The organism is Rhizobium beringeri (assembly GCF_004306515.1).
Classification (GTDB): domain Bacteria; phylum Pseudomonadota; class Alphaproteobacteria; order Rhizobiales; family Rhizobiaceae; genus Rhizobium; species Rhizobium beringeri.
Genome location: NZ_SILG01000003.1, coordinates 1 through 25,374, shown reverse-complemented (window position 1 = coordinate 25,374; position 25,374 = coordinate 1). Strand labels below are relative to the sequence as shown.

17 protein-coding genes and 2 pseudogenes are annotated in these 25,374 nt (G+C 56.0%); 4 read left to right on the top strand and 15 right to left on the bottom strand.

All coding sequences use genetic code 11. From position 1 onward, the window contains the following. Positions 1-64: 64 nt before the first annotated feature. Both dinB and ELH03_RS38100 read right to left on the bottom strand, forming a co-directional pair. Entirely contained in the window at positions 65-1,156 is a 1,092-nt protein-coding gene (gene dinB, locus ELH03_RS27590; protein ID WP_130660621.1) for a DNA polymerase IV, read from the bottom strand. A gap of 3 nt (positions 1,157-1,159) precedes the next feature. Further along, positions 1,160-1,408 carry a hypothetical protein gene (locus tag ELH03_RS38100; RefSeq protein WP_130660620.1) on the bottom strand — a complete coding sequence of 83 codons (249 nt, stop codon included), beginning with the start codon at positions 1,406-1,408 and terminating at the stop codon, positions 1,160-1,162. Here ELH03_RS38100 and ELH03_RS27580 point away from each other — a divergent pair. After that, a pseudogene (locus ELH03_RS27580) lies at positions 1,386-1,700 on the top strand (GNAT family N-acetyltransferase); the annotation flags it as partial. The gene ELH03_RS38100 and the pseudogene ELH03_RS27580 overlap by 23 nt on opposite strands. A gap of 49 nt (positions 1,701-1,749) precedes the next feature. Here the strand turns inward: ELH03_RS27580 and ELH03_RS27575 are convergent. The 4 genes from ELH03_RS27575 to ELH03_RS27560 all read right to left on the bottom strand — a co-directional run bounded on the left by ELH03_RS27575 (position 1,750) and on the right by ELH03_RS27560 (position 4,727). Next, entirely contained in the window at positions 1,750-2,196 is a 447-nt protein-coding gene (locus tag ELH03_RS27575; protein ID WP_130806830.1) for a GNAT family N-acetyltransferase, read from the bottom strand. Positions 2,197-2,523: 327 nt separating this feature from the next. Then, entirely contained in the window at positions 2,524-3,183 is a 660-nt protein-coding gene (locus ELH03_RS38095; protein WP_245504947.1) for a hypothetical protein, read from the bottom strand. Between the two features lie 87 nt (positions 3,184-3,270). Beyond that, the gene (locus ELH03_RS27565; RefSeq protein ID WP_012759983.1) at positions 3,271-3,708 is read right to left on the bottom strand and encodes a VOC family protein; all 438 of its coding nucleotides are present in this window, start codon (positions 3,706-3,708) and stop codon (positions 3,271-3,273) included. A 461-nt stretch (positions 3,709-4,169) separates the two neighbouring features. After that, entirely contained in the window at positions 4,170-4,727 is a 558-nt protein-coding gene (locus tag ELH03_RS27560; protein ID WP_130660633.1) for a nucleotidyltransferase domain-containing protein, read from the bottom strand. Positions 4,728-5,077: 350 nt separating this feature from the next. On the opposite strand from ELH03_RS27560, the pseudogene ELH03_RS27555 reads away from it, so the two are divergent. The 3 genes and pseudogenes from ELH03_RS27555 to ELH03_RS37570 form a co-directional block, all read left to right on the top strand. Continuing rightward, positions 5,078-5,476 (top strand): annotated as a pseudogene (locus tag ELH03_RS27555) (transposase); the annotation flags it as partial. Between the two features lie 263 nt (positions 5,477-5,739). Next, positions 5,740-6,513, top strand: a complete 774-nt coding sequence (locus ELH03_RS27550; RefSeq protein WP_130767655.1) for an SOS response-associated peptidase — start codon at positions 5,740-5,742, stop codon at positions 6,511-6,513. A 133-nt stretch (positions 6,514-6,646) separates the two neighbouring features. Next, on the top strand, positions 6,647-6,814 hold the full coding sequence (locus ELH03_RS37570; RefSeq protein ID WP_165420568.1) for a hypothetical protein: 168 nt from the start codon (positions 6,647-6,649) through the stop codon (positions 6,812-6,814). Positions 6,815-6,962: 148 nt separating this feature from the next. On the opposite strand, the gene ELH03_RS27545 is transcribed toward ELH03_RS37570, so the two are convergent. From ELH03_RS27545 to ELH03_RS27500, 9 genes are all read right to left on the bottom strand, one after another. Further along, positions 6,963-8,438, bottom strand: a complete 1,476-nt coding sequence (locus tag ELH03_RS27545) for an HlyD family type I secretion periplasmic adaptor subunit (RefSeq protein WP_130660617.1) — start codon at positions 8,436-8,438, stop codon at positions 6,963-6,965. A gap of 2 nt (positions 8,439-8,440) precedes the next feature. Continuing rightward, complete coding sequence (locus ELH03_RS27540; RefSeq protein WP_130767651.1) at positions 8,441-10,612, bottom strand: peptidase domain-containing ABC transporter; 2,172 nt, start codon at positions 10,610-10,612, stop codon at positions 8,441-8,443. A gap of 42 nt (positions 10,613-10,654) precedes the next feature. Further along, positions 10,655-14,509 carry a calcium-binding protein gene (locus tag ELH03_RS27535; RefSeq protein WP_130767650.1) on the bottom strand — a complete coding sequence of 1,285 codons (3,855 nt, stop codon included), beginning with the start codon at positions 14,507-14,509 and terminating at the stop codon, positions 10,655-10,657. 1,027 nt (positions 14,510-15,536) lie between these two features. Continuing rightward, a complete protein-coding gene (locus tag ELH03_RS27530; protein ID WP_130660614.1) occupies positions 15,537-18,506 on the bottom strand; it encodes a calcium-binding protein in 2,970 nt (989 codons plus the stop codon). A 27-nt stretch (positions 18,507-18,533) separates the two neighbouring features. Next, positions 18,534-19,295 carry a hypothetical protein gene (locus ELH03_RS27525; RefSeq protein WP_130660613.1) on the bottom strand — a complete coding sequence of 254 codons (762 nt, stop codon included), beginning with the start codon at positions 19,293-19,295 and terminating at the stop codon, positions 18,534-18,536. A gap of 408 nt (positions 19,296-19,703) precedes the next feature. Further along, a complete protein-coding gene (locus ELH03_RS37565) occupies positions 19,704-22,523 on the bottom strand; it encodes a calcium-binding protein (RefSeq protein ID WP_165420567.1) in 2,820 nt (939 codons plus the stop codon). Between the two features lie 24 nt (positions 22,524-22,547). After that, positions 22,548-23,291 carry a hypothetical protein gene (locus ELH03_RS27510; protein WP_130660612.1) on the bottom strand — a complete coding sequence of 248 codons (744 nt, stop codon included), beginning with the start codon at positions 23,289-23,291 and terminating at the stop codon, positions 22,548-22,550. 345 nt (positions 23,292-23,636) lie between these two features. Next, complete coding sequence (gene istB, locus ELH03_RS27505; RefSeq protein WP_130660431.1) at positions 23,637-24,449, bottom strand: IS21-like element helper ATPase IstB; 813 nt, start codon at positions 24,447-24,449, stop codon at positions 23,637-23,639. Beyond that, on the bottom strand, positions 24,439-25,374 hold a 936-nt coding region (locus tag ELH03_RS27500; RefSeq protein WP_130766733.1), incomplete at its 5' end, for a Mu transposase domain-containing protein. The genes ELH03_RS27500 and istB, both read right to left, overlap by 11 nt.

The window sequence follows — 25,374 nt, the reverse complement described above, 5'->3', positions numbered from 1 at the left end:
TTCAGATTGGTGTTTGTAGTCGCTGATGTTCTTATTGTGTTCTCATAATTAGGATTGTCAACACTTAAAGCGAGAACCGCAACTGCGGCGTCACTTCAGACCTTCGCCGGTCCAGTGAAGACAGCGAGACGCCAAGCAGGCGTATGCCTTTGCGTGGCGGGAAGATAGGCGCGAGAAGCAGAGCGACTATCTCCTCGAGATCGACGATCGCTGACAGCGCTGAGGAAACTGTCTTGCTGCGAGTGATCTGACTGAAGTCGGCATATTTGACCTTGAGCGTCACCGTCTTCGCGCCTATTTCATTGGCCTCGCAGTAGCCCCAGACCTTCTCAATCAGCGGCTGAAGCCCTTCGCGCGCGGGCTCAAAGGAATGGATGTCCTGCGAAAACGTGTCTTCCGCACCGACTGATTTCCGCACGCGGACCGGCCTGACCAGACGATCGTCGTTTCCGCGAGCGATCCCATAAAAATACGGTCCTGACTTCCCGAAATGTTCGACGAGAAAGTCGAGCGTTCTCTCCTTCAGGTCAGCTCCCGTCTCGATCCCGAGCCGATGCATCTTCTCGGCCGTCGCCGGCCCCACGCCATGAAACTTCTTGACGGGCAGGCGCTCGACGAAGGCCGAACCGTTCTTCGGCGTGATGACGAACTGGCCGTCCGGCTTGTTCTGGTCGGATGCCATCTTGGCGAGGAACTTGTTGTAGGAAATGCCGGCCGAGGCGGTGAGCCCAGTGGTCGCTTTGATTTTGGCACGGATTTCCGCGGCGATCTCGGTAGCGATCTCCATGCCTTTGAGATTTTCGGTGACATCGAGATAGGCCTCGTCGAGTGACAATGGCTCGATTATCGGCGTGTACTCGGCAAAGATCGTCCTTATCTGCAGCGAGACGGCCTTGTAGACATCGAAGCGCGGCTTGACGAAGACAAGGTCCGGGCATTTCCGCTGTGCGGTCACCGACGGCATGGCGGAATGAACGCCGAACTTTCTGGCTTCATAGCTGGCGGCCGCCACCACTCCGCGGGCAGCAGGACTGCCGACGGCAACCGGCACGCCACGCAGCTCGGGATTGTCACGCTGCTCGACCGATGCGTAGAAGGCGTCCATGTCGACATGCACGATCTTGCGCGGCCGCCTGCTGCTTTCTTCACCTGTCATCTTCTAGTTTCCATCAGTGAGACCATTACCCAAACATGGGAAATGTGCTCCACACCTGTCACCCTCGGACGTCTGCATCCGTTCGCAGCCCATCGCCATGCGTCGGCGGATTTCCGCGAAGCTGACGCTTGCGCCAAACGCTTTCACCAACAGCCTGCGCTCATGCGCGCAATGGCGATCGCAGAAACGACAGATGAGTTCGATCACCGGGACCTTGTGATCCTTCAGTCGAGTTGTCGGCTGGTGCGACATATCACGCCACTTCTTTCCGGCGCATACACATCGAGGAAGTGTAGGGATGGGGATAATTCCGGCATACCGGGGTCAAGGTCTCGGCAAGCGTCTCATGCTAGCAGCCTTAAATCAGGCCGAACGTTCGGGTTTCATTCGGGTTGAACTATCTGTGCATGCCGACAACACAAGAGCTATTAAGCTTTACGAAAATGTCGGCTTCATCAGGGAAGGTGTCCAGAGGCGCAGCGTTCTTATCGATGGTCGCTTCATCGACACCATCACTATGGCGCTCATGCTCGACGAGCAATGACGTAATTGGCGCGAAGCGGAAGACGCCTTTCGGTCCGATCCGGTCATTGCTAGCCACGAAAGATATGGGTCGAGTTCTCGCGCTCAATTGGGGTAAATCCAATCGTTGGCCAGAATGCTTCCGCCTCTGGGCCTGCGGTATAAAGTACTATCGGGCGATCGAAAGCTTTCGCATGTTCAAGAACAAACAACGCGATCTGTCTGCCAACCCCTAGCCTTCGATAGGCTGGCCGAACGTAGAACCGCCTCATACGCAGCCAACCGCTATCCATGAAATCCTGTGTCGTGCCGCCAATACCGGCGACCTCACCATCGATTGTGGCAAGAGCTAGAATTTCCCCTGGGCGCTCAAAGCGATTGGCCCCGCTGCGCCATTCGTCTTGAAGCACAGAAATCATTTCGAAGTCTTCTGTTTCCGCCTCTAGCAGCAATTGATCAAACTGGTCGGGCAGCTCTACAATCTGCCTAACCACAACAGCATCACGGTCGCCCATCATCCGAATTCCACCTCTAATCGAGCTGTCTCAACCAAACCTGAATTCGGGCGCTAGTTCAATGGTGTTGGCGCACAGGGGACGTGCTGTCGCAAATCTCCTGACTACCGGTCTTTCCTGAAAGCATTCGAGGAATTCGCCGCAAAACTCTGTCGCAAAAGTCGGAGTTTCGCGGCGGATTTTTGCGACAGCCAATGACCTGTTTGGGCCGAACCCGGTCTTCCAACGCGTTCGAATTATGCCGAGCTTTCAATCCTGGATTACCGGAAATCTCGGGCTTTAGGGAACGGGCTCGGCATAGTATCGGGCTCTATGTGGACACCCTGAAAATCAAGAGCCGAAACTTCGCCCGGAACTTTCCAGCACTCCCCGCGTTTTCACGCGACGAGGTGGAATGCCAATGTCAGTTCCATTCGAACCGATCGTGCCGCCGCCGTCCGTGCCGCCACTGGACAATCCCCACCGGATCCCGATCGCTTTCCTAGCGAGCAGCCTTCTCCCGATCCGGAGCCGGACGAGGGCGCCGCGCCGATCAGCCGGACATCGTCCCATTGCCCGACGTGGGGAAAGGTCTTCCACGACGCGCGGGTCGAAGACGTGGAACGTGATCTTCCGCGCGCGATCGCGCAGTTTCACCGTGCGCGTTCCAGCACTCGGCAGGCGGCCGTCCTTGAGCCAGCGATGACGCTCATTCGTCTTGATCGAAAGGATATCCTGGATCTCGCGCGGGATCACCGGCAGGCTTTCGATGTCTTTCAGCGCGCTGGCGACAACAGACGCCGCTGCATGGAATTCCGTCTTGGCACTTGCAGGCATCGACAGCGTGAGTTCTCCTTGCTCGATATCGAGAGACTTTTTCGAAGCGACCGGGAGCCATGCACGGATTTCGAGCAGAATTCCCTTGGCGCGAATCGAAGATCCGAAGGTCGCTGCTGGCGGCAGCACCCGCGTCTTGACCAGCTCGACATCGTTCTTTTCGTGTTTCGGCATGGCGCCTAGATGGGATCACCAGCGTTCCTCGTCAACGAGCGCGATATTCGCAGGATGAGCCAGGCGCGACCGATCGCTCGTCGCTGCTCACCCAAGTTCCTGGGCAAGCCCGATAAGAAGACCTTCGGGTCCGCGAATGTAGCAGAGCTTGTAGGCGTCCTCATACCGGACGACATCGCCGACAAGCTGGGCGCCACGCGTGCGCAGCCTCTCAACGGTCTCTTCGACGTCGTCGACCGTGAACATGGCTCGCAGATAACCAAGGGCGTTGACCGGGGCGTTCCGATGATCCGCGACGACATCCGGTCTGAGGAAGCGCGACAGCTCCAGCCGGCTGTGCCCGTCCGGCGTGCGCATCATGGCGATCTCGACGTGCTGATCGCCAAGACCCGTGACACGACCGGCCCATTCGCCTTCGATCGTCGCGCGGCCTTCGAGTTCGAGGCCTAACTCCTGAAAAAAGTCTATTGCCACTGCGAGGTCTTCGACGACAATCCCGATGTTGTCCATTCGCTTAAGCGCCATGCTCTCCATCCTCCGGTTTTCGTTTCGATTTCCTTCTAGGACGTGGATGGGCCATCGGTCCCGACACCGCTATCGAAATCTTTAGGCAAAACGTCCGATGGTGTGATGCTGGCTCCCGGTTCAGGATCCTTAGCGTCCTGATCTGCCAGGCGAGCGCCGGCAGCGCCTTCGGGGCTTCGCTATCGACGAGCGATATCAGGTGCGGGACGTCTTTTTCGAGGACCGCCTGCGCCCGCGTCTTGATGGCGGAATCGACTGTCAGCGCGGACCTCCACCTTGTTCAAGATCGCCATACCGAGGGTGTGGAATCCTTCGTTTTCCAACAGGAACGAGGAAAAGTCGTCAGCTTGGCGTCTCGCAGGAAGCCGCATCTCCGATATGTCGCCTGACGTCTTCCTCGATATATCCCGCAGTTTAAGGTCGCCGATCCGGAATAAGGCCGTCGATATTGTCCTTCCAGTTCATCGCTCGATCACCATGATCTTTTCCTTTTTCAAGATTGCCGCGATGACCTGGTCGCCCTGGAGGGCTTCCCACTCCTCGTCCGTATGCAGGTTAAGATCGACCTCTCTTCCAAGACCTTTCTGGATACGCCCGATAGCCTCCCCAAGATCGAAGACGTCGACGCTCGCAACGACCATAAGATCGACATCGCTGTCTGCCCGCTCGGTTCCCTGGACAATCGAGCCGAACACGAATGCCAAACTGATGCGATCCTTAAACGGTGCAAGTTGCTCGGCGATCAGTTCCGCGATCCCGAATGTCTTGAAGCAAATGGAGCGCAGCTCCGGATAGATTGGATGGTGGCTGTTCGCAGAATAGAGGCGCTGATTGCCACGGGCCGTCTTCACGACGATCGCCGACCGCTCGAATTCTTCGAGGATCCTCTTGCCGCCACCGTAGCCGGGGCCGCCGATCGCAATAAGCTCGTTGGAACCGTATTGCCGGTCTGGATGAAGAAGTAATGCACCCAGCATTTTCTGTTGCCGTTCCGAAAGCATAAAGTCGATCGCTGACATGTTGCACCCATTATTGGTGTGAATACACCCATATTGGGTGTTTGTCGCGCTTGTCAACTCGCCAGCCAAGTCAGGTGCCGGTGTTGGCAGTTGGTCTCACATAAGCGCGATCCCCATTTCGAAGACCGGCGCCTGTTCGCGATTGTGCAGGTTTACAGCCAGATAGGTGGCCTGAACGGGGCTGACGGTTAACGGCAGGGCTTGGAAGTCTGGTGGCAGTTGCTTCCTAGTTCCGCACTTCTGAAGTTCGGGTCGCCCTACCGGCATGGAGCGTCCCTGCTTGCCGAAGCCAAACGTCTTGACGGCGGGCAAGTATCGGTTAGCTTCGATGCAGGAGAGAGGTCATCCCTGCGACCATCCCAGGCATAGGGCCTATCGGATCAACGATGCTGAGCGTCAAAGCGCCCCCGGCCGGGAACTTCGCCTCTGGCCGCCATTTTGCTGCCTGGCTTGGCTTGACGCCCAAGGACCACTCGACCGGCGGTCGGGTGAGATTAGGTGGCATAACAAAGGCAGGCGATCCGTCGATCCGATCAACGCTGATTGTCGGCGCGACCGCATTACTAAGACATGTCAGAAAAGGGCGAACGAAGCCCTCACGTTGGCTGGCTGCAATGCTAGAGCGTAAGCCGCCAAAATTGGTGGCTGTTGCGCTGGCGAATAAGTTTGCCCGCATCGCTTGGCGGCTCATGATCTCCGGGGGAGTCTATAATAGACCGGGCGGTCCTGAACTCTCCGCGGCAGCGTAGCCAGAACAATCTGGCCAGCTCATCAGAGCGAACGGCCCAGTAACCGAACTTGCAGGAACGAGTAGATGGAGCGACCGATTGGTCGGTACCCGCGATAGTCCGAAGATTGCACTGGCACGCAAATTGTCGCCCATGTGTTTGGAACGCGCGTAGCGAACACCATCTTGGCCAGCAGATTTATCTGCACCGACAGGCCGGACATCTGATTGCAAGCAATCGCGTTGTCCGTATACTCAAACCCTGACGAGGGAGGAGCCGTCCACATCTGCAATCTGTATCGCATGGAAGACAAGGACTGGGTTCGCAAATGGGCGTTGGACGCCGAGAGCCTGATCAACCTGATGCCTGCCTACCAAATTAATCCAAACGAGATGGGACCAATCGTCCGGAACACGATGGACGGTCGGAAACAGTTGACCCATGTGAAGTGGGGACTTCCGTCGCCAATATTCGCTCTCAAGAAAGCTGCTGAAATTCGCGCTGGGAAACTGAGGGCCAAAGGCCTGCCGGTAGACATGGACGCACTGCTTCGAATGGAGCCGGACAGAGGCACGACGAACGTCCGCAATCTCAACCTCCCACATTGGAAGCGTTGGTTCGGCGTCGAACACCGTTGCATTGTCCCGGTCACCAGCTTTGCCGAGCCGGATCCGGCGAGCAAGAAAGAGGGGGGCAATACGCCTAACGCATGGTTCGCGAGAGATGAAAGCAAGTCGGTGATGTTCTTTGCTGGAATTTGGGTTTCCCAGTGGACCAGCGTGCGAAAGGTCAAGGACGGACTCACCACAGACGATCTGTATGGATTCCTTACGACCGATGCGAACGACTTCGTCAAGCCAATCCATGACAAGGCGATGCCGGTCCTGCTGTTGACCAAAAAAGAGACCGACGTTTGGATGCGTGCACCCTGGGAGGAGGCCAAGGAACTCGCCCGTCCGCTTCCGAATGACAAGCTCATGGTGACGTCGAGGGAGCCATATGGCTCGGCCATCGTGACGAAGTCCGGGGATCCGGTCTCACAGCCGAGCTTGCTCTAAACGGACTCCCGCCATGAGCGCCACGACAGACTTCGTTTCCGAATTAGTTCGCGCAGCGAACGAAGTCGGTCGATAGTTGCCATAATTGACCTGCGTGAGCTGGCGGGGGTTCCGAGCAGCGGAACTCCGAAGGATGCAGTTGTCGCCTTGCGAGAAATCACAAACAAGTCTGGAAGTCACCCGTGCAGAGTTGGCCGCCGCAATTCTCAGTGCCGCCGACATGATCCGGACGCTTTACATCGTTGTTGAGAGCGGTGTCGAAATCGACATCAAGACCGGCCAAGATGTCCCGACAGAATGACGCCTCGCGGGTCGAACTACGAGGCGCGCCGCACGACATTTGCCAGCGATCCCATGCGGCGGTTCAAGTGGCGACTCCGACTTTCTCTCGGTGCAATCAATGCAGAGAAGAACGCTGACATTTCCGCCGCGATCCTATGTCCTCGGCGCTAACGTTCATGCATTGCACTCTCTGCGACCTCGACTATCGGCGAGAACACATATTCCAGAATGCGCCGCCTACCTGTTTTGATCTCGGCCGTGACAGCCATGCCAGGCGACAAATTGATCGTCTGCCCGTCGGCGACAATGGTGTTGCGCTCCAACTCGACGGTGATTGGGAAGACAAGGTTCTGGGTTCGGTCTGCCTGTCCGGTGATGCTGATGCCGGCGTCGGTGGTGCGTGCGGGGTCCGCCTCGATCTGCTGTGCATCGGGTTCAGGAATTGCATCCTTTGCGATATGGGTGATGACGCCAGGAACAGTGCCGTAGCGTGTGAACGGGAATGCTTCCAGTTTGACGCTCACCGCCTGGCCGGTGCGCACGAAGCCGATATCACCGTTGGGAAGATACGCCTCGATGCTGAGGGCGGGATCGGCGGGCACGATCCGCATCAGTTGCGCACCTGACGTCACGACCTGACCAATGGTGGTGACGGAGGAGTCCTGGATCACCCCTTCGATCGGACTTTTCAACACGGTCTGGTCGAGTTCGGTCTGGGCCTGCTTGAGTTTCTGCTCCAGGTCATCTGCCTGTCTCGCGGCGTCGGCAAACTTTTGGAGATTGTCGGCGACAAAGGCTTCCCGAGTTTTCACGAAATCGCGGCGGAGAACCTCGAGCTGTGCTCTGGTATCGGCAAGTTCTCCGCGTTCTGATGTGAGCGTCACTTGCTCTGTCTTCACCTTTTCGAGCGTATCAAGCCAGTCACTCTTCGAGCCGGCCTGTGTGGCGACCAGAGTCTGCCTAATATCGGAGCGATCCTGGAGGGTGGCAATTAGCTCGGATTGCGCCGCCATCGTCGCGACGAGGTTTTCTGCTGCTGCCAGCTTTTGGGATATCTGAGCCTCGATGCTGGAAAGCTCCGAGCGCAACTGATTGAAATCGCCCCTTAATACGCTGTCTTCGCGTAACTGGATGGATCTCGGAATTAACGCATCCCATGCGATAGCGGGAGCCTCGATTGATGTAATGTTGGCCGGATCTATGCCGCGGACGGCATTAACAGCAATCTGCCGCCTTTCCATCTCGGCTCGGTACGAGGCAAGCGTGGCTTGGGTACCGGCGACTTGTGCCTGAACCTCACCGTCGTCGAGGGCGAGCAGGACCTCGCCTTTCGAGACCTTCATTCCGTTGATGACCGGCATGGACTTCACCTTGCCGGTCTGCAGTGACTGCACAACCTTTACCCGCCCTGTTGGATGGATCTTGCCCTGAGCGGAGGCTATGATGTCGATCCTGCCCACGAACGCCCAGGCGAGCGCAATGGTGACCAAAGCGCAGATGAGGGCCGAGAGATAGATGCCGACCGGGGACGGTGGGATCTCTAAGATTTCCAGTGCTGCCGGCAGGAATTCTTGATCCTTACGGCGAGCGCGCAGAGGCTTTCGCGGGCCGCGAGGTTGAAGACGAGTCGTAATGTTGTCCATCGCTAAGCCTGCGCTTGATCGGTCTGGAGAGCCCACAGTCGGGCATAAAGACCGCCGGGCTTACGAAGGAGCTCGTCATGAGTGCCAGTCTCGACGATACGGCCGTTGGCCATGCCAACAATGCGATTGCAGCCACGTACGGTCGCCAGACGATGTGCGATCAGAATCACGGTCCGGCCCTTGACGATTTGGCGCATGTTGTTCTGCACCACCCGTTCGCTCTCATAGTCGAGCGCGCTGGTGGCCTCATCAAAGATCAGAATTGGTGGATTGGTTGCGAGCGCTCTCGCTATTGCAATCCGCTGGCGCTGGCCGCCTGACAGATTGGCGCCCCGCTCCTCGATCTGCGTATCGTATCCGAGTGGAAGCCGGTTGATGAATTCGTCGGCACCGGAGAGCTTGGCAACGCGCATGACCGCTGCGCGTGGCATCGACGGGTCGGCAAAGGCGATATTGTCGTGAATGGTTCGGTTGAACAGCAGGTTCTCCTGTAACACGACGCCGATATTGGACCTGAGCCACGCTGGATCCACCTGAGCAATGTCGATGCCGTCGACCAGGACCTGACCCTCGCTTGGTGTATAGAGCCGCTGAATAAGCTTTGTCACAGTTGATTTGCCGGAGCCGGAAGCCCCAACGATGCCGATGACCTCGCCCGGTCGGATGGCAAGGGAGACGTTCTTGAGAACCGTGGGCGCGCCGGGCTTATAAGTGAAGCTGATGGAGCGTAGTTCGATCGCTCCCTTTGGAGGGGGAAGGCCGGGATTGGTCGTGGGCACGTGCTCGGGCGGAACATTCAGGATGTCGCCAAGCCGCTCGACGGACACCTGGACCTGCTGGAAGTCCTGCCAGAGCTGCGACAACCGGAGAATCGGCTGCACCACCTGGCCGGAGATCATGTTGAAGGCGATCAACTGGCCGACGCTCAGTGTTCCGTTGATAACGGCAGAGGCACCGAACAGCAGGAGTAGCGCTGTTGTCGCCTTGTTCACATACTGGATGGCGTTCTGTCCAGCGGAGGCAAGGAGGGTCGACTCGAAGGCGGTACGCACATAGGCTGCCAGCTTCTCTTCCCATTGTGAACGAAGCATCGGTTCGACCGCAGACGCCTTGACCGTCTGGGCGCCCACAATCGCCTCGACGAGAAACTGTTGGCTTTCAGCGCCACGGTTGAACTTCTCCTTTACCTTCTCACGCAGGGGAGGTCGCACCACAGTACTGATGAGGACGTAAACAGGAATGCTGCCGATGACGATGAGGGCCAGAAACCAGGAATAAAGGAAGAGCACGGCGATGAAGATGAGAGTGAAGGCGAGATCGATAGCCGAGAACAGGGCTTGGCCTGTCAGAAAGGAGCGAATGGTCTCCAATTCTCGGACCCTTGCGACTGTTTGACCTGCAGGCCTCGTCTCGAAGTAGCTCATCGGCAGATTGAACAGATGCTGAAAAAGGCGCCGCCCTAATTCGACATCGATCCGGTTCGTCGTATGGTTCAGCGCGTACGTTCGCAAAAACTGCAGCAGGACGTCGAATATGCCGATGATAGCAAGGCCGGCCGTTAACACAAACAGGGTCTCATATCCTTTGTGAACGAGCACCTTGTCGATGACGACCTGGTAGAAAAGAGGTGTCACCAGTGCGAAAACCTGGACGAACAACGATGCCAGAAGCACATGGGCGAGGGGTCTTCGGTAGCGCCAGATCGATGGGAGGAACCAGCGAAAGCCAAAGGTCGTCGGATCTACCCCTTTTCCGCCCATCCGGCGCTGAACGAGGATCAACTCGCGTTCCGTCTCGTTAACAAAGTCTACGAACGAGAGAGAGCGGCTAACGCGGGTAACGACGTCGACAAGGCGGAAGGTGCCGTCTGGGTCACGTCCGGCAAGGACCGCAAAGGCGCCGCTCTTGAGATGGACGACCGCCGGGACGGGAAGCGTGCGCAGCCGGCGCTCATCGAAGTCGGTAATGATCCTTGCCTTCATGTCCGCAAGCTTCGCCGCCCGCACGAGATCTTCTGACGCAGCGGGCCGTTCTCCGAGAGCCAGTTCGCGTTTCAGATATGCTGGATTGGCAAGAATTCGAAAATGGCTGGCGATCGCACAAAGGCAGGCCAGCCCCGGATCGACGTTCGGGGCTGGGTGTGCGGACGCCGGTGCGGGCACGAGTTCATTCATGGAAATGCACGAGCACTGGATCTTCCATCTTTAAAGACCACGTCACGCGGCGATGTGATTATTGATCGCGCTTCGGTCCCAGTTCGTGTTGTCGGCAAAGGCGATCTGATCGACACCGCCGGCACTGTTGGTGAGCTGGTTCTTCAACAGCACTGTGTCGCCGCCGCCACCGACCGTCAGTAGCAGGTCGCTGCCATTGCTAGCCGCAGTGACGGTGATGTCGCTCGCGCTAATCCCCGTACCAAACACAAGAATGTCTGCCTCTGACGTTTCTGCTCCGTTGTCGAAAATGATGTCCTTGCCGTCCCCGAAATTGAACTTGTAGGTGTCGTTTCCGACACCGCCTTCGAGGTAGTCGTTTCCAAGGCCGCCGGTCACAACGTCATCGCCATCGTTGCCAAAGATCGCATCGGCGGCGCCGGTGCCGGCAATCGTGTCGCCACTTGTGGTGCCAATTATATTATTCAGCTCGGGGGCAAGATCGGTGAGGCTGTAGGTCGCATTCTCACCGATGAAGTAGACGCCATCGATATGCGTGAGTGTATCCGTGCCATAGGCGACGCTTTCGACGGTAACCGTGCCGTCTGCGTTACGAGCGAAGGTGTAGTCGGGCGCGGAGCCATCGTAGTTTACCTGGTTGTAGTAGCCGCCTTGTCCGTCGATCAGATCGTTTCCAAGGCCACCATAGATGGCATCCATGCCGTCGCCGCCGTAGATTGCGTCGTCGCCATCGGTACCCATAAGGAAGTCGTCGTCAGGGGTACCGTTGATTATATTTGCACCGCCAGTTCCCGGAAGCTCGGGCGCAAGATCGGTCAGGCTGTAGGTTGCGTTCTCACCGATGAAATAGATGCCATCGATATGGGTAAGTGTGTCTGTTCCATAGATCGCACTTGCGACTGTAACGGAGCCGTCGGCATTCCGCGTGAATGTATATTCGGACGCCGAGCCATCATAGTTTGCCTGGTTGTAGTAGCCGCCTTGTCCGTCGATCAGGTCGTTACCCAACCCACCGTACATCGAATCGTTGCCATCGCCGCCGTAGATCGCGTCGTCGCCGTCTGTGCCGATCAAAGTGTCGTCGCCAGCAGTACCGCCGATCACAATTGGTCCGGTTGGTCCGAGGTCCGTGTGTTGTGTGATATCCTCGGCGTCCCATATCACGCCGTCGCCAAACGCGAGCTCCTCAATCCCATGACCGAGGATGCTGTCAAACTGGCCGGTAACGGCAATCTCCGCCGTCCCTCCGCCGGCTGCTGGGACATTGATGATCAGATCCTGTCCCTGTCGTCGCAAGGCGATATCGGAAGCGGTCAAGTCGGAAAAATAAAGCTGGTCACTTGTGCCGCTATCGCTGGCGGTCTCGTCGATGACGTCCGATCCATCACCTGTGGCGTAAACATAGGTGTCATCCCCGGATAGGCCTGACAGAACATCGTCACCCGTTCCGCCCTCGATTACATTCGAACCTGCGCCACCCGTTAAACTATCTGCAAAGCCCGAGCCCACAACGTTCTCGATGGAGATAAGGATGTCGCCCGACGCGTCCCCGCCTGTTCCGAGACCCGCTGCCAAGTTCAAGCTAACGCCGGAGGTAGCAGTGCTATAGGTGACAGTATCGTCGAGGCCAGTTCCAGCAAATTGACTCCCACCCAGCAAGCCGTCGAAAAGAACACCGCTGGCGAACTCCGCAAAAGAATGGCTCCTGCGGTTTCTATCTTCCCCCAGCATGCTGTCTGAAACGAGACCGTAGTTTTCGCTCATCGGATAGTCATTGGTCTCGATGACGTCGCCAAGCTCCTTCGGCTTCTGACCCGTGATATCCGGTATCCCTTGGGACGATGTTTCGGTCGCCTTTTCCCACTCGGTAACATTGTAGAGAGTGCTCGAGACCTTTAAATCACTGCTGACGTCACCATGATGGCTGAAGCTTACGCCGAAATCGTTCAGGTTGAAGCCAGCCAGGGAAAGCGCGCCGGAATCGCCCGTGAAAGTCTGCGTCTGGCTGACGTCCGTCGAACCGTCATAATTGTTCTGTGTCCATTGCTGGGTGATTGATTGAAATTGGATGCCCTGCAAATAAAGCAGGTTCTGAAGATAATAGTCGTCACCTTCATTGGCGTACTGCGTATCCAGTACATAGCGAATGTCGTTCAATTGCAGCCCATATTGGTTCTCAACGATGTGGGATACACTCCATGCATCGGTGAAAAATGCTGCAATGCCATCTGAGGATTGACCGTCCCCCACCATCTTCAAATGGTTGGATGGATCCACACGCCTCTCGTCGTTACCGAGTGAACCGCCGGGCGTGTTTGGATTGAGGTCTGATGAGCCGCCGTCCCTCACCGTCGTCAATGTGGCAAACGACTCCGGATCGCCGATCAGCTTGCCATTGTACTTCATTTTATCTTCAGTGGAGGGGTTTATGACGACGACTATTCCGTCATAGTCGGTCCCATGCTCGCCGCCTCCTGGCAAATGCGCCATAACAAAGGATTTGATCTTGTTCACATCAAGATCATTGAATGTGCGATCGTTTACACCTTCGATTTCCAAAAGGTACACTAAGCCGTTGGCACCGGAACTGGTTGAAAGCTCGATGGTATCAACGCCAGCCCCTCCGTAAACAACCGAAAAGCCATTGCCGTCTTTGGACACCGCGATGGTCGCACTGTCATCGCCAGCGCCGAGCGAAATTTTGTCGGTACCGCCCCCAGTAAAGACAATGTCGTTTCCCAATCCCGCTGAAATGGTGTCGTTTCCAGCGTCAGTCGTGGCATCGGTGCCGGCATAGATGATGTCTTCACCATCACCACCGTCAATGAAATCATTGCCGTTCCCAGCCGTGATTTTATCATTGCCGGTTCCCGCATAAATTTGATCATTTCCCTCGTCGGTTTTGATATCGTCGTTGCCCCCGCCGGATACGACGACCACGTCATGGCTGCCCGGTATGGAGGAGAGCTTTAATCCGGACGAATAGTTCTCCTCGTAAAGATACCAGGTGTCCCTGCCGGGCCCCAATTCTTTAAGATCGAGCGCATAGTAGTATCCGGCCTTGGTGTGTATCGCGTTGTCGCCGTCATTTCCGTAAATAACTTTTCCACCATCTGGAAGATCGTAATCAAGTACGCCGCTGTTCTTGATGATTTCATTCCCTTGGTCGAATACTACGTTATAGCCGTCAACAACTGAACCATTTGCTTGAGTATTCCATCTGCCCACGTCAGTGGTATATGAACCAATGTCGTAATTGACTGGTGGAATGGCGTTTTTCTCAGCGTCTGTAAACGTGAATTCTACTGTTCTTCCGATAGCGAATGGATCAACAATCTTCATTGATCCGCTGTTGCTAAGCTGAACCGTTGGATCGCTGCTGATATAGTCAAAGTCGTCGTCATATGGGCGAAGATATACATTATTGATCTTAGGATTACTAATGTCCGTCAAATCAATTTCGGCGTCATTATTTAAAATGAAACCCTCGGAACTCCAGGCGTAAGCCCTGTAAATATAATCCGGAGAGTCTTTGTCCATTTGATACTGGGAGAGCGAAGTCTCAATCTGGGACTTTTCCAATCCTGCCGCTCGAAGCTCTCCAATAGTCATTTTGGTCGTCCCAGGAGGGAAGAACGCATTACGAAAGTCAACCAAGCCGGCCGATCCACTAAACAGCAACTGTATCAACGGTACCTGCGATAGGTTGGCATAACGACCAGGGCCGACAGTCATAAAGTCTACTGCGTCAATTTCCAGCGACGCACCATAATACTGAGAGGCTGTTGCGTCCGGACGAAGCCTATCGGCGTAGGACGCGGGAGGCGAAGCTTTGCCGTACAGATAGTAGCTAATAATGTCCGTCAGAGTGAGTTCGCTTGCTTTTATACTTGTCATTATCGATCTCCGGATCTCAGCAATTTACATTTTCTGTGTGTCGTGCCATCTCTCGCCGACGGTTCCGCAACAATTCATGTGGAGTACCGTATCGGATACGTATGTTGTCCCGTCTCTGCTAAATGTATAGCTGACGTCGACTCTAGTAGCTCTGGTTCCGAGTATCAGAGGTAAGAACGATCCGATGGGGCTTAGGCCGGCACTTGTAGAGCAACAATCCTTATAGGTATCCAAGAACTGTTGCGCCGTAGTAATGTTAGAGGGAATTGTATCTCTCTCGTCAGATAAAACTCGGTCAATTCCTATTTGGATAAGTCGTCTGTTGGTAAAAAAAGAAAATTTTCCGTAACAAAATCCAATTACGTTCAAGGAAATAAAAGCTGCGATCAAAGCGAGCGCAACGAAGCGAAGTCTGCTCACGGTGAAACCTTCCTTGCTTCCAATCGTCACCTGGCGGGCGTGACCCGCTCGCCGTTCAGCAAGTATTAGGTATTTTTTCGATGTCCTGAGATTACCACCGGCGCACGGCTTCGACAGGAAGGCGAAAGTGGCTGGCGACGATCGGAAAAGATACCCGTCCCGGATTTCATATTCGGGATCGAAATCATTCGATTATCAAAATGCGGTGCATTTCCTCTGCTTCTCACGCTGACTTGGTTCAGTCGAGTTTTGATGGTTGCAGACCGATTGTTTTCTACTTGTGTTCGTGAACCTAAAGGTTGTTTTTTTAGAACTCAAGCCGAGTATACTACCTCTACGAAAATATTTTTTACCGCCTTGTCCGGAGGCTCACCAATGACGTGGTAGCGGCGCTATGGGGCGTTAGGGTGCCGTCCGCGGCCCCCCACAAGTCGGCAAGCTTTGCCGCGCGCACATCACCGAAGGCGAGTTGCCGCTTCAATGGCGCAAAGGCATGCCAGCCCCGAATCGACGTTCGGGACTGGCTGTGTGGACGCCGGCGCTGGTGCGCGCCCGACTTCATTCAGGGAAATACGCGAGTACTGGGCTTTCCATTTCAAGGAACAGGTTACGCGGCAATGTGATTATGAATCGCGCTGCGGTCCCAGTTCGTGTTATCGGCAAACGCGATCTGGTCGACGCCGCCGGCACCATTGGTGAGTTGGTTCTTCAGCAGGACAGTGTCGCTGCCGCCGCCGACCGTGAGCAACAAATCGCTGCCATTGGCAGCCGTCGTGATCGTGATGTCGCTCGCGCTGATGCCGGCGCCGAATACAAGAACGTCCGCCTCTGAAGTTGCTGCTCCGTTGTCGAAAATGATGTCCTTGCCATCTCCGAAATTGAACTTGTAGGTGTCCCTACCGACGCCGCCTTCGAGGTAGTCGTTTCCAAGTCCACCGGTTAGAACGTCATCGCCATCATTGCTAAAGATCGCATCGGCACCGCTGGTGCCGACGATCGTATCGCCGCCTGTCGTGCCAGCTATGTTGTTCAGCTCCGGGACCAGATCAGTCAGCCCATAGGTCGCGTTCTCACCGATGAAGTAGGCGCCATCGATATGCGTGAGTGTATCCGTGCCATAGGCGACGCTTACGACGGTAACCGTGCCGTCTGCGCTACGAATGAAGCTGTAGTCGGACGCGGAACCATCGTAGTTTACCTGGTTGTAGTAGCCGCCTTGTCCGTCGATCAGATCGTTGCCCAAGCCGCCATAAATCGCATCGTTGCCATCGCCGCCGTAGATCGCGTCGTCGCCATCGGTGCCCACAAGGAAGTCGTCGTCAGCGGTGCCGTTGACGGCGTTTGTACCGCCAGTCCCCGGAAGCTCGGGCGCAAGATCGGTGAGGCTGTAGGTCGCGTTCTCACCGATGAAGTAGACGCCATCGATATGGGTAAGTGTGTCTGTTCCATAGATCGCACTTGCGACTGTAACGGAGCCGTCGGCATTTCGAGTGAAGGTGTAGTCGGATGCGGAGCCATCATAGTTGGCTTGGTTGTAGTAGCCGCCTTGTCCGTCGATCAGGTCGTTGCCCAATCCACCATACATCGAGTCGTTGCCATCGCCGCCGTAGATCGCGTCGTCGCCGTCTGTGCCGATCAAAGTGTCGTCGCCAGCAGTACCGCCTATAGCAATTGGTCCGGACGGCGGAAGTAGAGGTGCGAGGTCGGTGAGCAAGTGTGCGGTGTTGTCGCCCGAGAACTTCACAAGCTCGATGTCGAGGAGTGTGTCGGTTCCATACGTCGCATTGACAACTGTTACCGAGCCATCAGCATTGCGGGTAAGCGAGTAGTCGGAGGCAACGCCGTTGTAATTGACCTGATCGCTATCTCCCTGTCCCCCGCCGAGTGTGTCATTGCCGAGGCCGCCATAGACGATGTCATTGCCGCCACTGCCTTCTATAATGTTGGCATTCGAATCGCCGACGATGATATCATTGCCAGATCCGCCGATGACGTTCTCGATAGAGTCGACCCAAGCTTGTCCTACATCGTCGCTCGTGGCCGTTCCGCCTGAAATGAAAACGCCGCCGCCAAGATCGGTATCATCTGTCAGGGAAATCTGCAGCGACGCGCTGGTGGCGGAGAAGTCAACTGTATCGCTGTCGTTGCCACCGTCGTAGTAGTCGCCGCCCGCACTCGCGAAGAAGAGATCATCACCGGCGCCGCCGTCATATTGATCGTAACCTGATCCTCCGGATTGCACCTCATCCCCATCGGTCCCAATATGCCAGACTGACGCTGTATCGAGCCCGGCGAGGATGCCCTCGATATTGTAGAGGCCGCCGAGCACGGCCTGGTGCCTGTAACGATCGGACGTCATGATCAGGAGCGCCTTGCCCATCGTCGGATCGTCAATAACCTGTCCCCAGACCGCATAGTCGGATGGAGCTTCGCCCGCCCAGACATCCAACGTCACCGTGCCCAAATCATACTGGCCATCGACAAGTGTGGCGCCTAATAGGTCACGCGCCGTCAAGGTGAACGTGCCACCCAACAGGCCCGCGCCTTGCTTGTTGTCGATCTGAAAGAAGGCCGTGAAGGTATTATCCGAAGCATCAACAAAGTCGACGGCATTGATGGCGGCCTTCAGAGCATCGCCGTAAAATTCTTCCGGCAAGACCCAAAGTTCGGAGGCGCTGAGAATGGTGTCGTCATCGAGCCCACCCGACAGCATGTCCCGTGCGCCGTCATTCCAACTTCCATGAAAGTAGGTGAGATCCATGTAATTGACGTCCGGGCTGCCGGTATCATTACCGCCGCTGAGAATATCAGCGCCCGCGCCGCCGTAAATTCGATCTGTACCTGTCCCACCTAACAGGGTGTCCGAACCGTCAAATCCATTGAGAACATCATTGCCGGTGCTTCCATTCAAGGCGTTCCCATTTTGATCGCCGCCTTTCACAGTCCAACCATTGTCGAGCTGCACCGTGTACCCGCCGAACTCGTTTGACGGGGAGACGGTCGCGCTGGCGCCCGCAATTTCCAGGTTCGCGATATAGCTCTGGATGACGGGATCGCTGGCGAACTGCTCCAACGGGTCGCCTTCGCCAAACAGCGATTGCAGGACGGCCGCGAAGGACCCGACCGGCGACGCGGTTAGCAACTCGTCCCACAGGGCCTGCTTTTGTTCCGGTGTCTGCAGATACGTAAGTGCGATATTGGGTGTCCAGGCGTCAGCAGGGACATTAAAGCCGGCGAATACATCGGCATGATATCCCTGCACGACGTCATAGGTGAGATCCTGACCAGGATGGTCGTGAGCAGCCGTTGTGCGGGCGGCGAAGTCCGCTTGCATCAACCGAATACTGATTGTAGCGAGTTGATCGTCGCTGATTGTAACGCCGAGATCCGAGGCTGAGTTAAGAAAGAAAATGTTGGCTGTCGCGCCGCTCAATGTGTCATTGTCTGCAACCCCCATGGCCAGAGCACCATAGTTATAGCCCCATGCCACCAGTTGCGTGTAATAGGCGATGCGATCGCCAGCGTCCGCATAGGTGCCCAAAAGTGCGAGATCTTGATCTGTTAAAGGCTTGCCCATAATTAATCCCTTCAATCAAAAGAAAAATTAGTCGATGATCATGCATGCAAGGAACTTGCTCATCCGCTCTTTGATCGTTCCCCAATCATCAAGCCGGGTTCTGTAATAGCTGATGCTGACGTCCAGGCCGGAAGCCGACGTCATGTGTTTACAACCGGGGCTGGAGACGTCTAAGCCACTGCCGGTATTGACGTCACATTCAACAACATCGGTGATTTTTGCGGAGTCGCGGGCGATATAGACCTGCTTGTTCTGACGCGGGAGGAATTCATATTTGATCAAGCCATTGGCTTGGGGAACCTCTTCGAATTTCGTGCCCGGCTTTGCGCCAGCATCAAACTCCGCACGCGATTGTGCGATCCCTTCCAACGGGCCGAATTGCCATATCAGCGCCATCAGCCATTGTTGGCGGGCCTTTTCTTCCGTCAGGCGCTGTTCTCGAACCGGATATGGATCAAAACCGTCCGCCTTCATCATCAACAGCAAAGTGCCATCGCCCGCCAGCGTGCCATCCTTTGGATAGAAAGGACCCGGCAAATACGCCTTCGGCACTTGAAGCTTTACGCTTGGTTCCCCTACACGCGGCATGACACCCGTTATGATCGGGCTGTCTATGCCGGAGAAATCGCAGCCGAGCGGACCGCTACCTTTAGCGATCTGAATGCCCTTTGGCGGAACATACTGCCGCGTCACCTTCTCAGCTTCCCGGTAGTTGTTCATGACGATCGCTGCCAGCACAGCAGCAAGCAGAACCACGCCAGCACCGAGAACCTGAATCCATTTCGTCATGCAAATTCGCCTAGGAGATGATGGAAAGTAGGATGGAGTCTAAAGCTGCGTCGGAGCGGGGCTGCACAATCGGTTCGACCGTCGAACTAACTCCATCGCTGCCGATGTGTTTGACACAGCGTCTCCGGCAATCGGAACAAACCGCCATGCTGCCGTTTGGCGTGGTTGCGATCGATCGGCATCTGCCCGGCAGCGGGGACGTCTCGCTGCCAGTTTCTGCGGTCGTCGAAGGGGCGATGGGATACAGGCCATTGATGTTGGCAAGAATCCGAAAGTGGCTGGCAATGGCACAAAGGTATGCCAGTCCCGAGTCGACGTTCGGGACTGGCGGCTGTGCGGACGCCGATGCGGGCAAGAGTTCATTCATGCAGACACGCAAGCGCCAGGTATCTACTCTGCGAAATCATCTCACGCCGCGATGTGGTTCTTAATGGTGGTTCTGTCCCATGTAGTGCCGTCAACAAATGCAATCTGGTCAACACCACCTGCATTATTGGTGAGCTGGCCTTTCAGGACAATGGTGTCGCCACCACCGCCGACCGTCAGCAGCAGATCACTGCCGTTGGCCGCCTTCGTAACAGTAATGTCGCTGGCGGCAATGCCGGATCCGAGCGCTAAGACATCGATATCGGTTGAGGCCGTTCCTTTGTCGTAGATGGTATCGTGGCCATCTCCGAAATTGAACTTGTAGGTGTCGTTGCCGATTCCTCCCTCGAGGTAGTCATCACCGAGACCCCCTGTAAGCACGTCGTTGCCGCTTCTGCCATAGAGGCGATCAATTCCTCCGCGGCCTTCGATCGAGTTGTCGTTTAGATCGCCGACAACAATGTCAGCGCCGGCTCCGCCAATGATGTTCTCGACGGAGGAGACCCAAGCCTCTCCCACATCGTCGCTTGTCGCCGTTCCGCCTGAAATGAAAACGCCGCCGCCTAGATCTGCGTCATCGGTCAGCGAAATCTGCAGTGACGCACTGGTGGCGGAGAAATCAACTGTGTCAACGCCATCCCCGCCGTCGTAAAAATCGCCGCCAGCACTTGCGAAGAAGAGATCATCGCCGGCACCGCCATTGTGCGCATCATAGCCGGTGCCCCCGGATTGCTCGTCGTTTCCGTCGGTTCCGATATGTGTGACGGACGCAGCGTCCAGCCCAGCCAAGACGCTTTCCACATTATAGACGCCTCCGAGGACGGCCCAGTGCCTGTAACCATCGGACGTCATGATCAGGAGCGTCTTGCCCATCGTAGGGTCGTCAATGACCTGCCCCCAGACTGCATAGTCGGCCGGATCTTCCCCTTCCCATACATCTAGCGTCACCGTGCCTAAATCATACTGGCCGTCAACAAGCGACGCGCTTGCCAAAGCACTAGCCGTCAGGGTGAATGTTCCCCCAAGCTCTCCTTCGCCCATCTTATTATCGATCTGAAAATGAGCGGTGAAGCCGTCATCCGAACCATCCACGAGGTCCACACTTTCGATGGCTGCCTTGACTCTGTCGCCGAAAAATTCTTCAGGCAAAACCCATGTATCGGAGGCGCTGAAGATGATGTCGTCGCCGGCGCCGCCTGAAATAACATCGCGATCGTAATCGTTCCAGGTGCTGTGGTAGTAGCTCAGGTCGATAACATCCAGTTCGGAGCCGCCGATGATGTCGGCGCCTTCTCCTCCCGCTAGATAGTCCTTTCCGCTTCCGCCACTGAGAATATCATCGCCGTCGCCGGCGAAAATTATGTCACTACCTTCCCCGCCACTGACACCGTCATTGCCGTTACGTGCGATCAGAATGTCGTCAGCAATTCCGCCATTCAGGGTGTCGGCACCATTTCCGCCGATGAGGGCAGAGCTGTCAGAACTGTGGGCATTGAGGATTACGGCAGCGCCATTGCTTGCTTCGAATGCGTAGTACTGCAACTTCTCAGCCGCTGTCTGGCTTCGATCACTCTCGCTCGCCCACACCTTTGCGATTGCACCATCGAGCGTTGCCTTCATGTCGGCTGAAGGATTCGTGGTCGGTGCGAGCGCTCCATAGACCGCATCGAGCGCAAACAACCTTGGCTCCAGCTTCTGAGCGTCCGTCAGAGTGGTCGGTTTCCCGGCCGAATTGTTGCCCTCGTGGTCAATAGCTGTTTCGAGGTCGCCCGAAAAAGAGACTTCCAGAGGGTTGAACGCCCCTTCCTGCAGTTTGAGAACACCAACGGAACTGCCATCCACTACAGTTCCCGACAGCTCGGTAAACGCCAATCGTTCGGCATACCAAGTCGACAAGTTGGCCAATGCTGCTTGGCCGACACTTGAGCCGACGAATGAACTTGGGGAGTTGGCGGCTGCCGAGTTCAAAACATGCGTGTCGCTGCGCATTGCCTGCAGGCCGCCGGTGACATGCAATCCAGCATCTGGATTTGCTGAGGCGAACGCCGGATCATCCGACAACCGCGCGCGGTATCCGTAGCGCAGGTTGAGCTCCGCGATCAGGTCGGAGTCCGTAACTGGAATATCTATTTGCTCAGCGGTGTTATATGTCCAGCCGACGACTACGTCATTCTCTCCATAGACAGGATGGTAGCCATCGATGTTTTCGGGATCTCCAGCGAAACTGGGCGCATCGCCAACGGCGACGTCTGCAATGCGAGTCACAATCGCAAGCTGGACGTCCGACGGCACTTGTGCATTCAGTGCAGACGCGAACTGCTCCCAAGTCAGGCCAAACTTGGTCATGACATCGGCCGCGGCCTTCGCGTTCGCCGCTATGAATTTGTCATATTCAACTTTGTCAGCGAGTATGGTTTCCCCAACTGTCTGGCCGGACTGAAGTTCGAGATCCCAATAGTAGAATGCTCCCCCCCAGCCACCGATTGACTGGCCGCCGTCACCAATCGCCGTCGCAACGTCAAATTCGATCAGAGATTGGACAGTCGGCGTCTCGCCAGCCGAGAGAACTCCACCGATGACAGCAGCGCCTATAATGTTGGAGTTGCCTTGGATGTCAAAACTCGAAGCTCCGCTAAAAAGGAAGCCGTTCCGCGTGACGCCTCGTATGAAGGCGTTTGCTTCGCTGTCGTAGGAATTCGAATTGATTTCTGTGGCTTTCGTGAGCCAGTAAAGAAGGTCGCTCGAGGCGGGGTCCGACTCGAGGATTGAAATTAGATATGTATATCCTTCCCAGTAGTGACCCGTGCCCCCATCGGTAATTGCATTCAACGTATCTATCTGGGTTTGCGAAAGCGTAGTCATTTTGAAACACCCCACTGTTAATGGCTATTTATTTGCCAATTCCCACTGCTGTAAGAGATTTTGCAAGGTAGAAACGATCGTTGCGTGAAATCTTATGGATGGTCGCGTAAGCAAAAACTGGCCCGCAAGATGCTTATCTTTTAAATCGATTACGCCTTGGCAGACAGCCGAACGGCCGCACCAAAAGAACAAGCTTTTCTCGTCGTCTTCCTGAAACCAGTACTTTGATGTTTTCGACGGATCGTCGAATTCGATCAGTTTCAGGTCTCCGTCTTGCTTGATGGAGGCCTCTTTCTCGAACAGCCGCATGATATTCTTGAATTGCAAGTCTGGATCTGCGCGAGCAGATGGCCCAACCGAGTAGTGGGAAATGTCGACGAATTTGATCACCCATTCATTTTCTGTGGGGTGAGGGCGCCGGGGCTCAGGAGGGTTATACTCGCCGTTGAAGAACAGATCGCGCTCTGGCGCCTTCCCGTCGGGTATCCAAAACTGAACGCCCAACGAGTCGGCGCGAATTTTGCACCCTTCCTGAAAATTCGCAGGCCTCGGCTGAAGATATTTCCACGGGACAGCAAAGCGGTAGGGTCCCACATCGATTCGGAACTTCCGCTCCGGGTTCAGCCCATGGTGGAATTCATTATACTGCTCGTTACTGGGCTTAACGCAGTCCAGCTCCTCGCTCACCGAGGCGCTTTGTGAAACCGCAGATCCGGGATACGAAGCGTAGAAGAAAGCAAGGGCAACTATCGACCAATGCGGTAGCATCCGGACACCCTTTTCCCGCCCAAAATTCGCTGTGCATTATAGGTTTTTTACAATCTTTGCGCTCAATTCTTAGCTTGTCGTCGTGTCGTCATACAACAGACAAGTTGTGCAGTGAAAAGTTTAGTGCGCATTTTGGATACTACCTGCTCCAGGTGGATAGATTTTGTTGGAGATCGGTGGCGGAGGGGGATGGAACTGGCAACACCATCGCACGCAAGATGCTCCGACAGATTACCTATACCCTATGATCAATTGGGAGGTTGGCCGCCCGCGTACCATCCGTGCCACGGGTTGTTGATTTCCACTGAGAGCTGCCCGGCGTTTCCACCGAGAAGTGACCCGCCTTTAGGTATCGTTTGTGTTGGTCGTGGTGGTCAAGTTCCTTCGTTTCTCCTTCGTTGTTTTGGGCTCATGCGCCGAGCTGTTCTTGAAGCGGAAGCTGTCGTTTCCGGTTTCCAGGATGTGGCAGTGGTGGGTAAGCCGGTCGAGCAGCGCGGTCGTCATCTTGGCGTCGCCGAACACGCTGGCCCATTCACTGAAGCTCAGGTTGGTGGTGATGATGACGCTGGTGCGCTCGTAGAGTTTGCTCAGCAGATGGAAGAGCAATGCACCGCCTGAGGCGCTGAACGGCAGGTATCCCAGCTCGTCGAGAATGACGAGATCGGAATGGACGAGTCGATTAGCGATCTGCCCAGACCGACCCTGCGCCTTCTCTTGCTCGAGAGCGTTGACCAGTTCGACCGTTGAGAAGAACCGGACCCGTTTATGGTGATGCTCGATGGCCTGGACACCGATCGCGGTGGCAATGTGTGTCTTGCCCGTGCCGGGACCGCCGACCAGAACGATGTTGTTGGCGTCGTCGAGGAAGTCGCAGCGATGAAGCTGTTGCACGAGCGCCTCGTTGATCTCGCTGCTGGCGAAGTCGAAGCCGTTCAGATCACGGTAAGCCGGGAAGCGTGCGGTTTTGAGCTGATATGCGGTCGATCGGACCTCTCGTTCCGCAGTCTCCGCCTTGAGAAGCTGGGACAGGATCGGAATGGCAGCCTCAAACGCCGGCGATCCCTGCTCGGTCAGATCACCGACGGCGTGGGCCATGCCGTGCATCTTCAGTTGCCGTAGCATGATGACGATCGCGCCGCTTGCCGGATTATGACGCATGGCGAACCTCCGTCTTTCTCAAGGTATCGTATCGTTCGACATTGGCCTTGGGCTCATTGGTGAGCGTCAGTGCCTGAGGTGCGTCGAGGGTCGGCGGCGTGAAGGATTTGCCGTCGACCAGGCGATGCAGCAGGTTCAACACATGCGTCTTGGTCGGAACGCCGGACTTCAGCGCCATGTCGACGGCCGAGAGCACTGCCTGTTCGTCGTGCTGGAGAACAAGTGCCAGGATATCGACCATCTCGCGGTCGCCACCTGGCTTCTTGAGCAGATATTGTTGCAAGGTCCGGAATGCGTCTGGAAGCTCGGCGAACGGTGCGCCGTTGCGAAGAGCGCCGGGCTTTCGCTGCACCACCGCCAGATAATGCCGCCAGTCATAGATGGTCTGCCCCGGTCGATCATGGGAACGATCGATGACGCGACGGTGCTCGCAAACGATCTGACCTTCTGCCGCGACGACGACACGATCCGGGTAGACTCGAAGGCTCACCGGTCGATTGGCAAAGGATGCCGGAACGCTGTAGCGGTTGCGCTCCAGATGCACGAGGCAGGTTGGCGTGACCCGCTTCGTGTATTCGACAAACCCGTCGAACGGCCTGGAAACGGGCATCAAAGCTGGTGTTTCCTCTGCCCAGATGTCGGCGATGGTGCCACGCATCTGACCATGCGGGGTCTGTGCCCAGAACTCCTTGCAACGCTGCTCAAGCCAGTCATTCAGGGCTTCCAGTGATGGAAAGCGCGGGACCGGTTGGAAGAAGCGATGACGCGCATCCTGAACGTTCTTCTCGACCTGTCCTTTCTCCCAGCCGGAGGCCGGATTGCAGAACTCGGGCTCGAACACGTAGTGGCTGGCCATTGCCATGAAGCGGACGTTGACGTCGCGCTCCTTGCCACGGCCGACCTTGTCGATTGCAGTCTTCATATT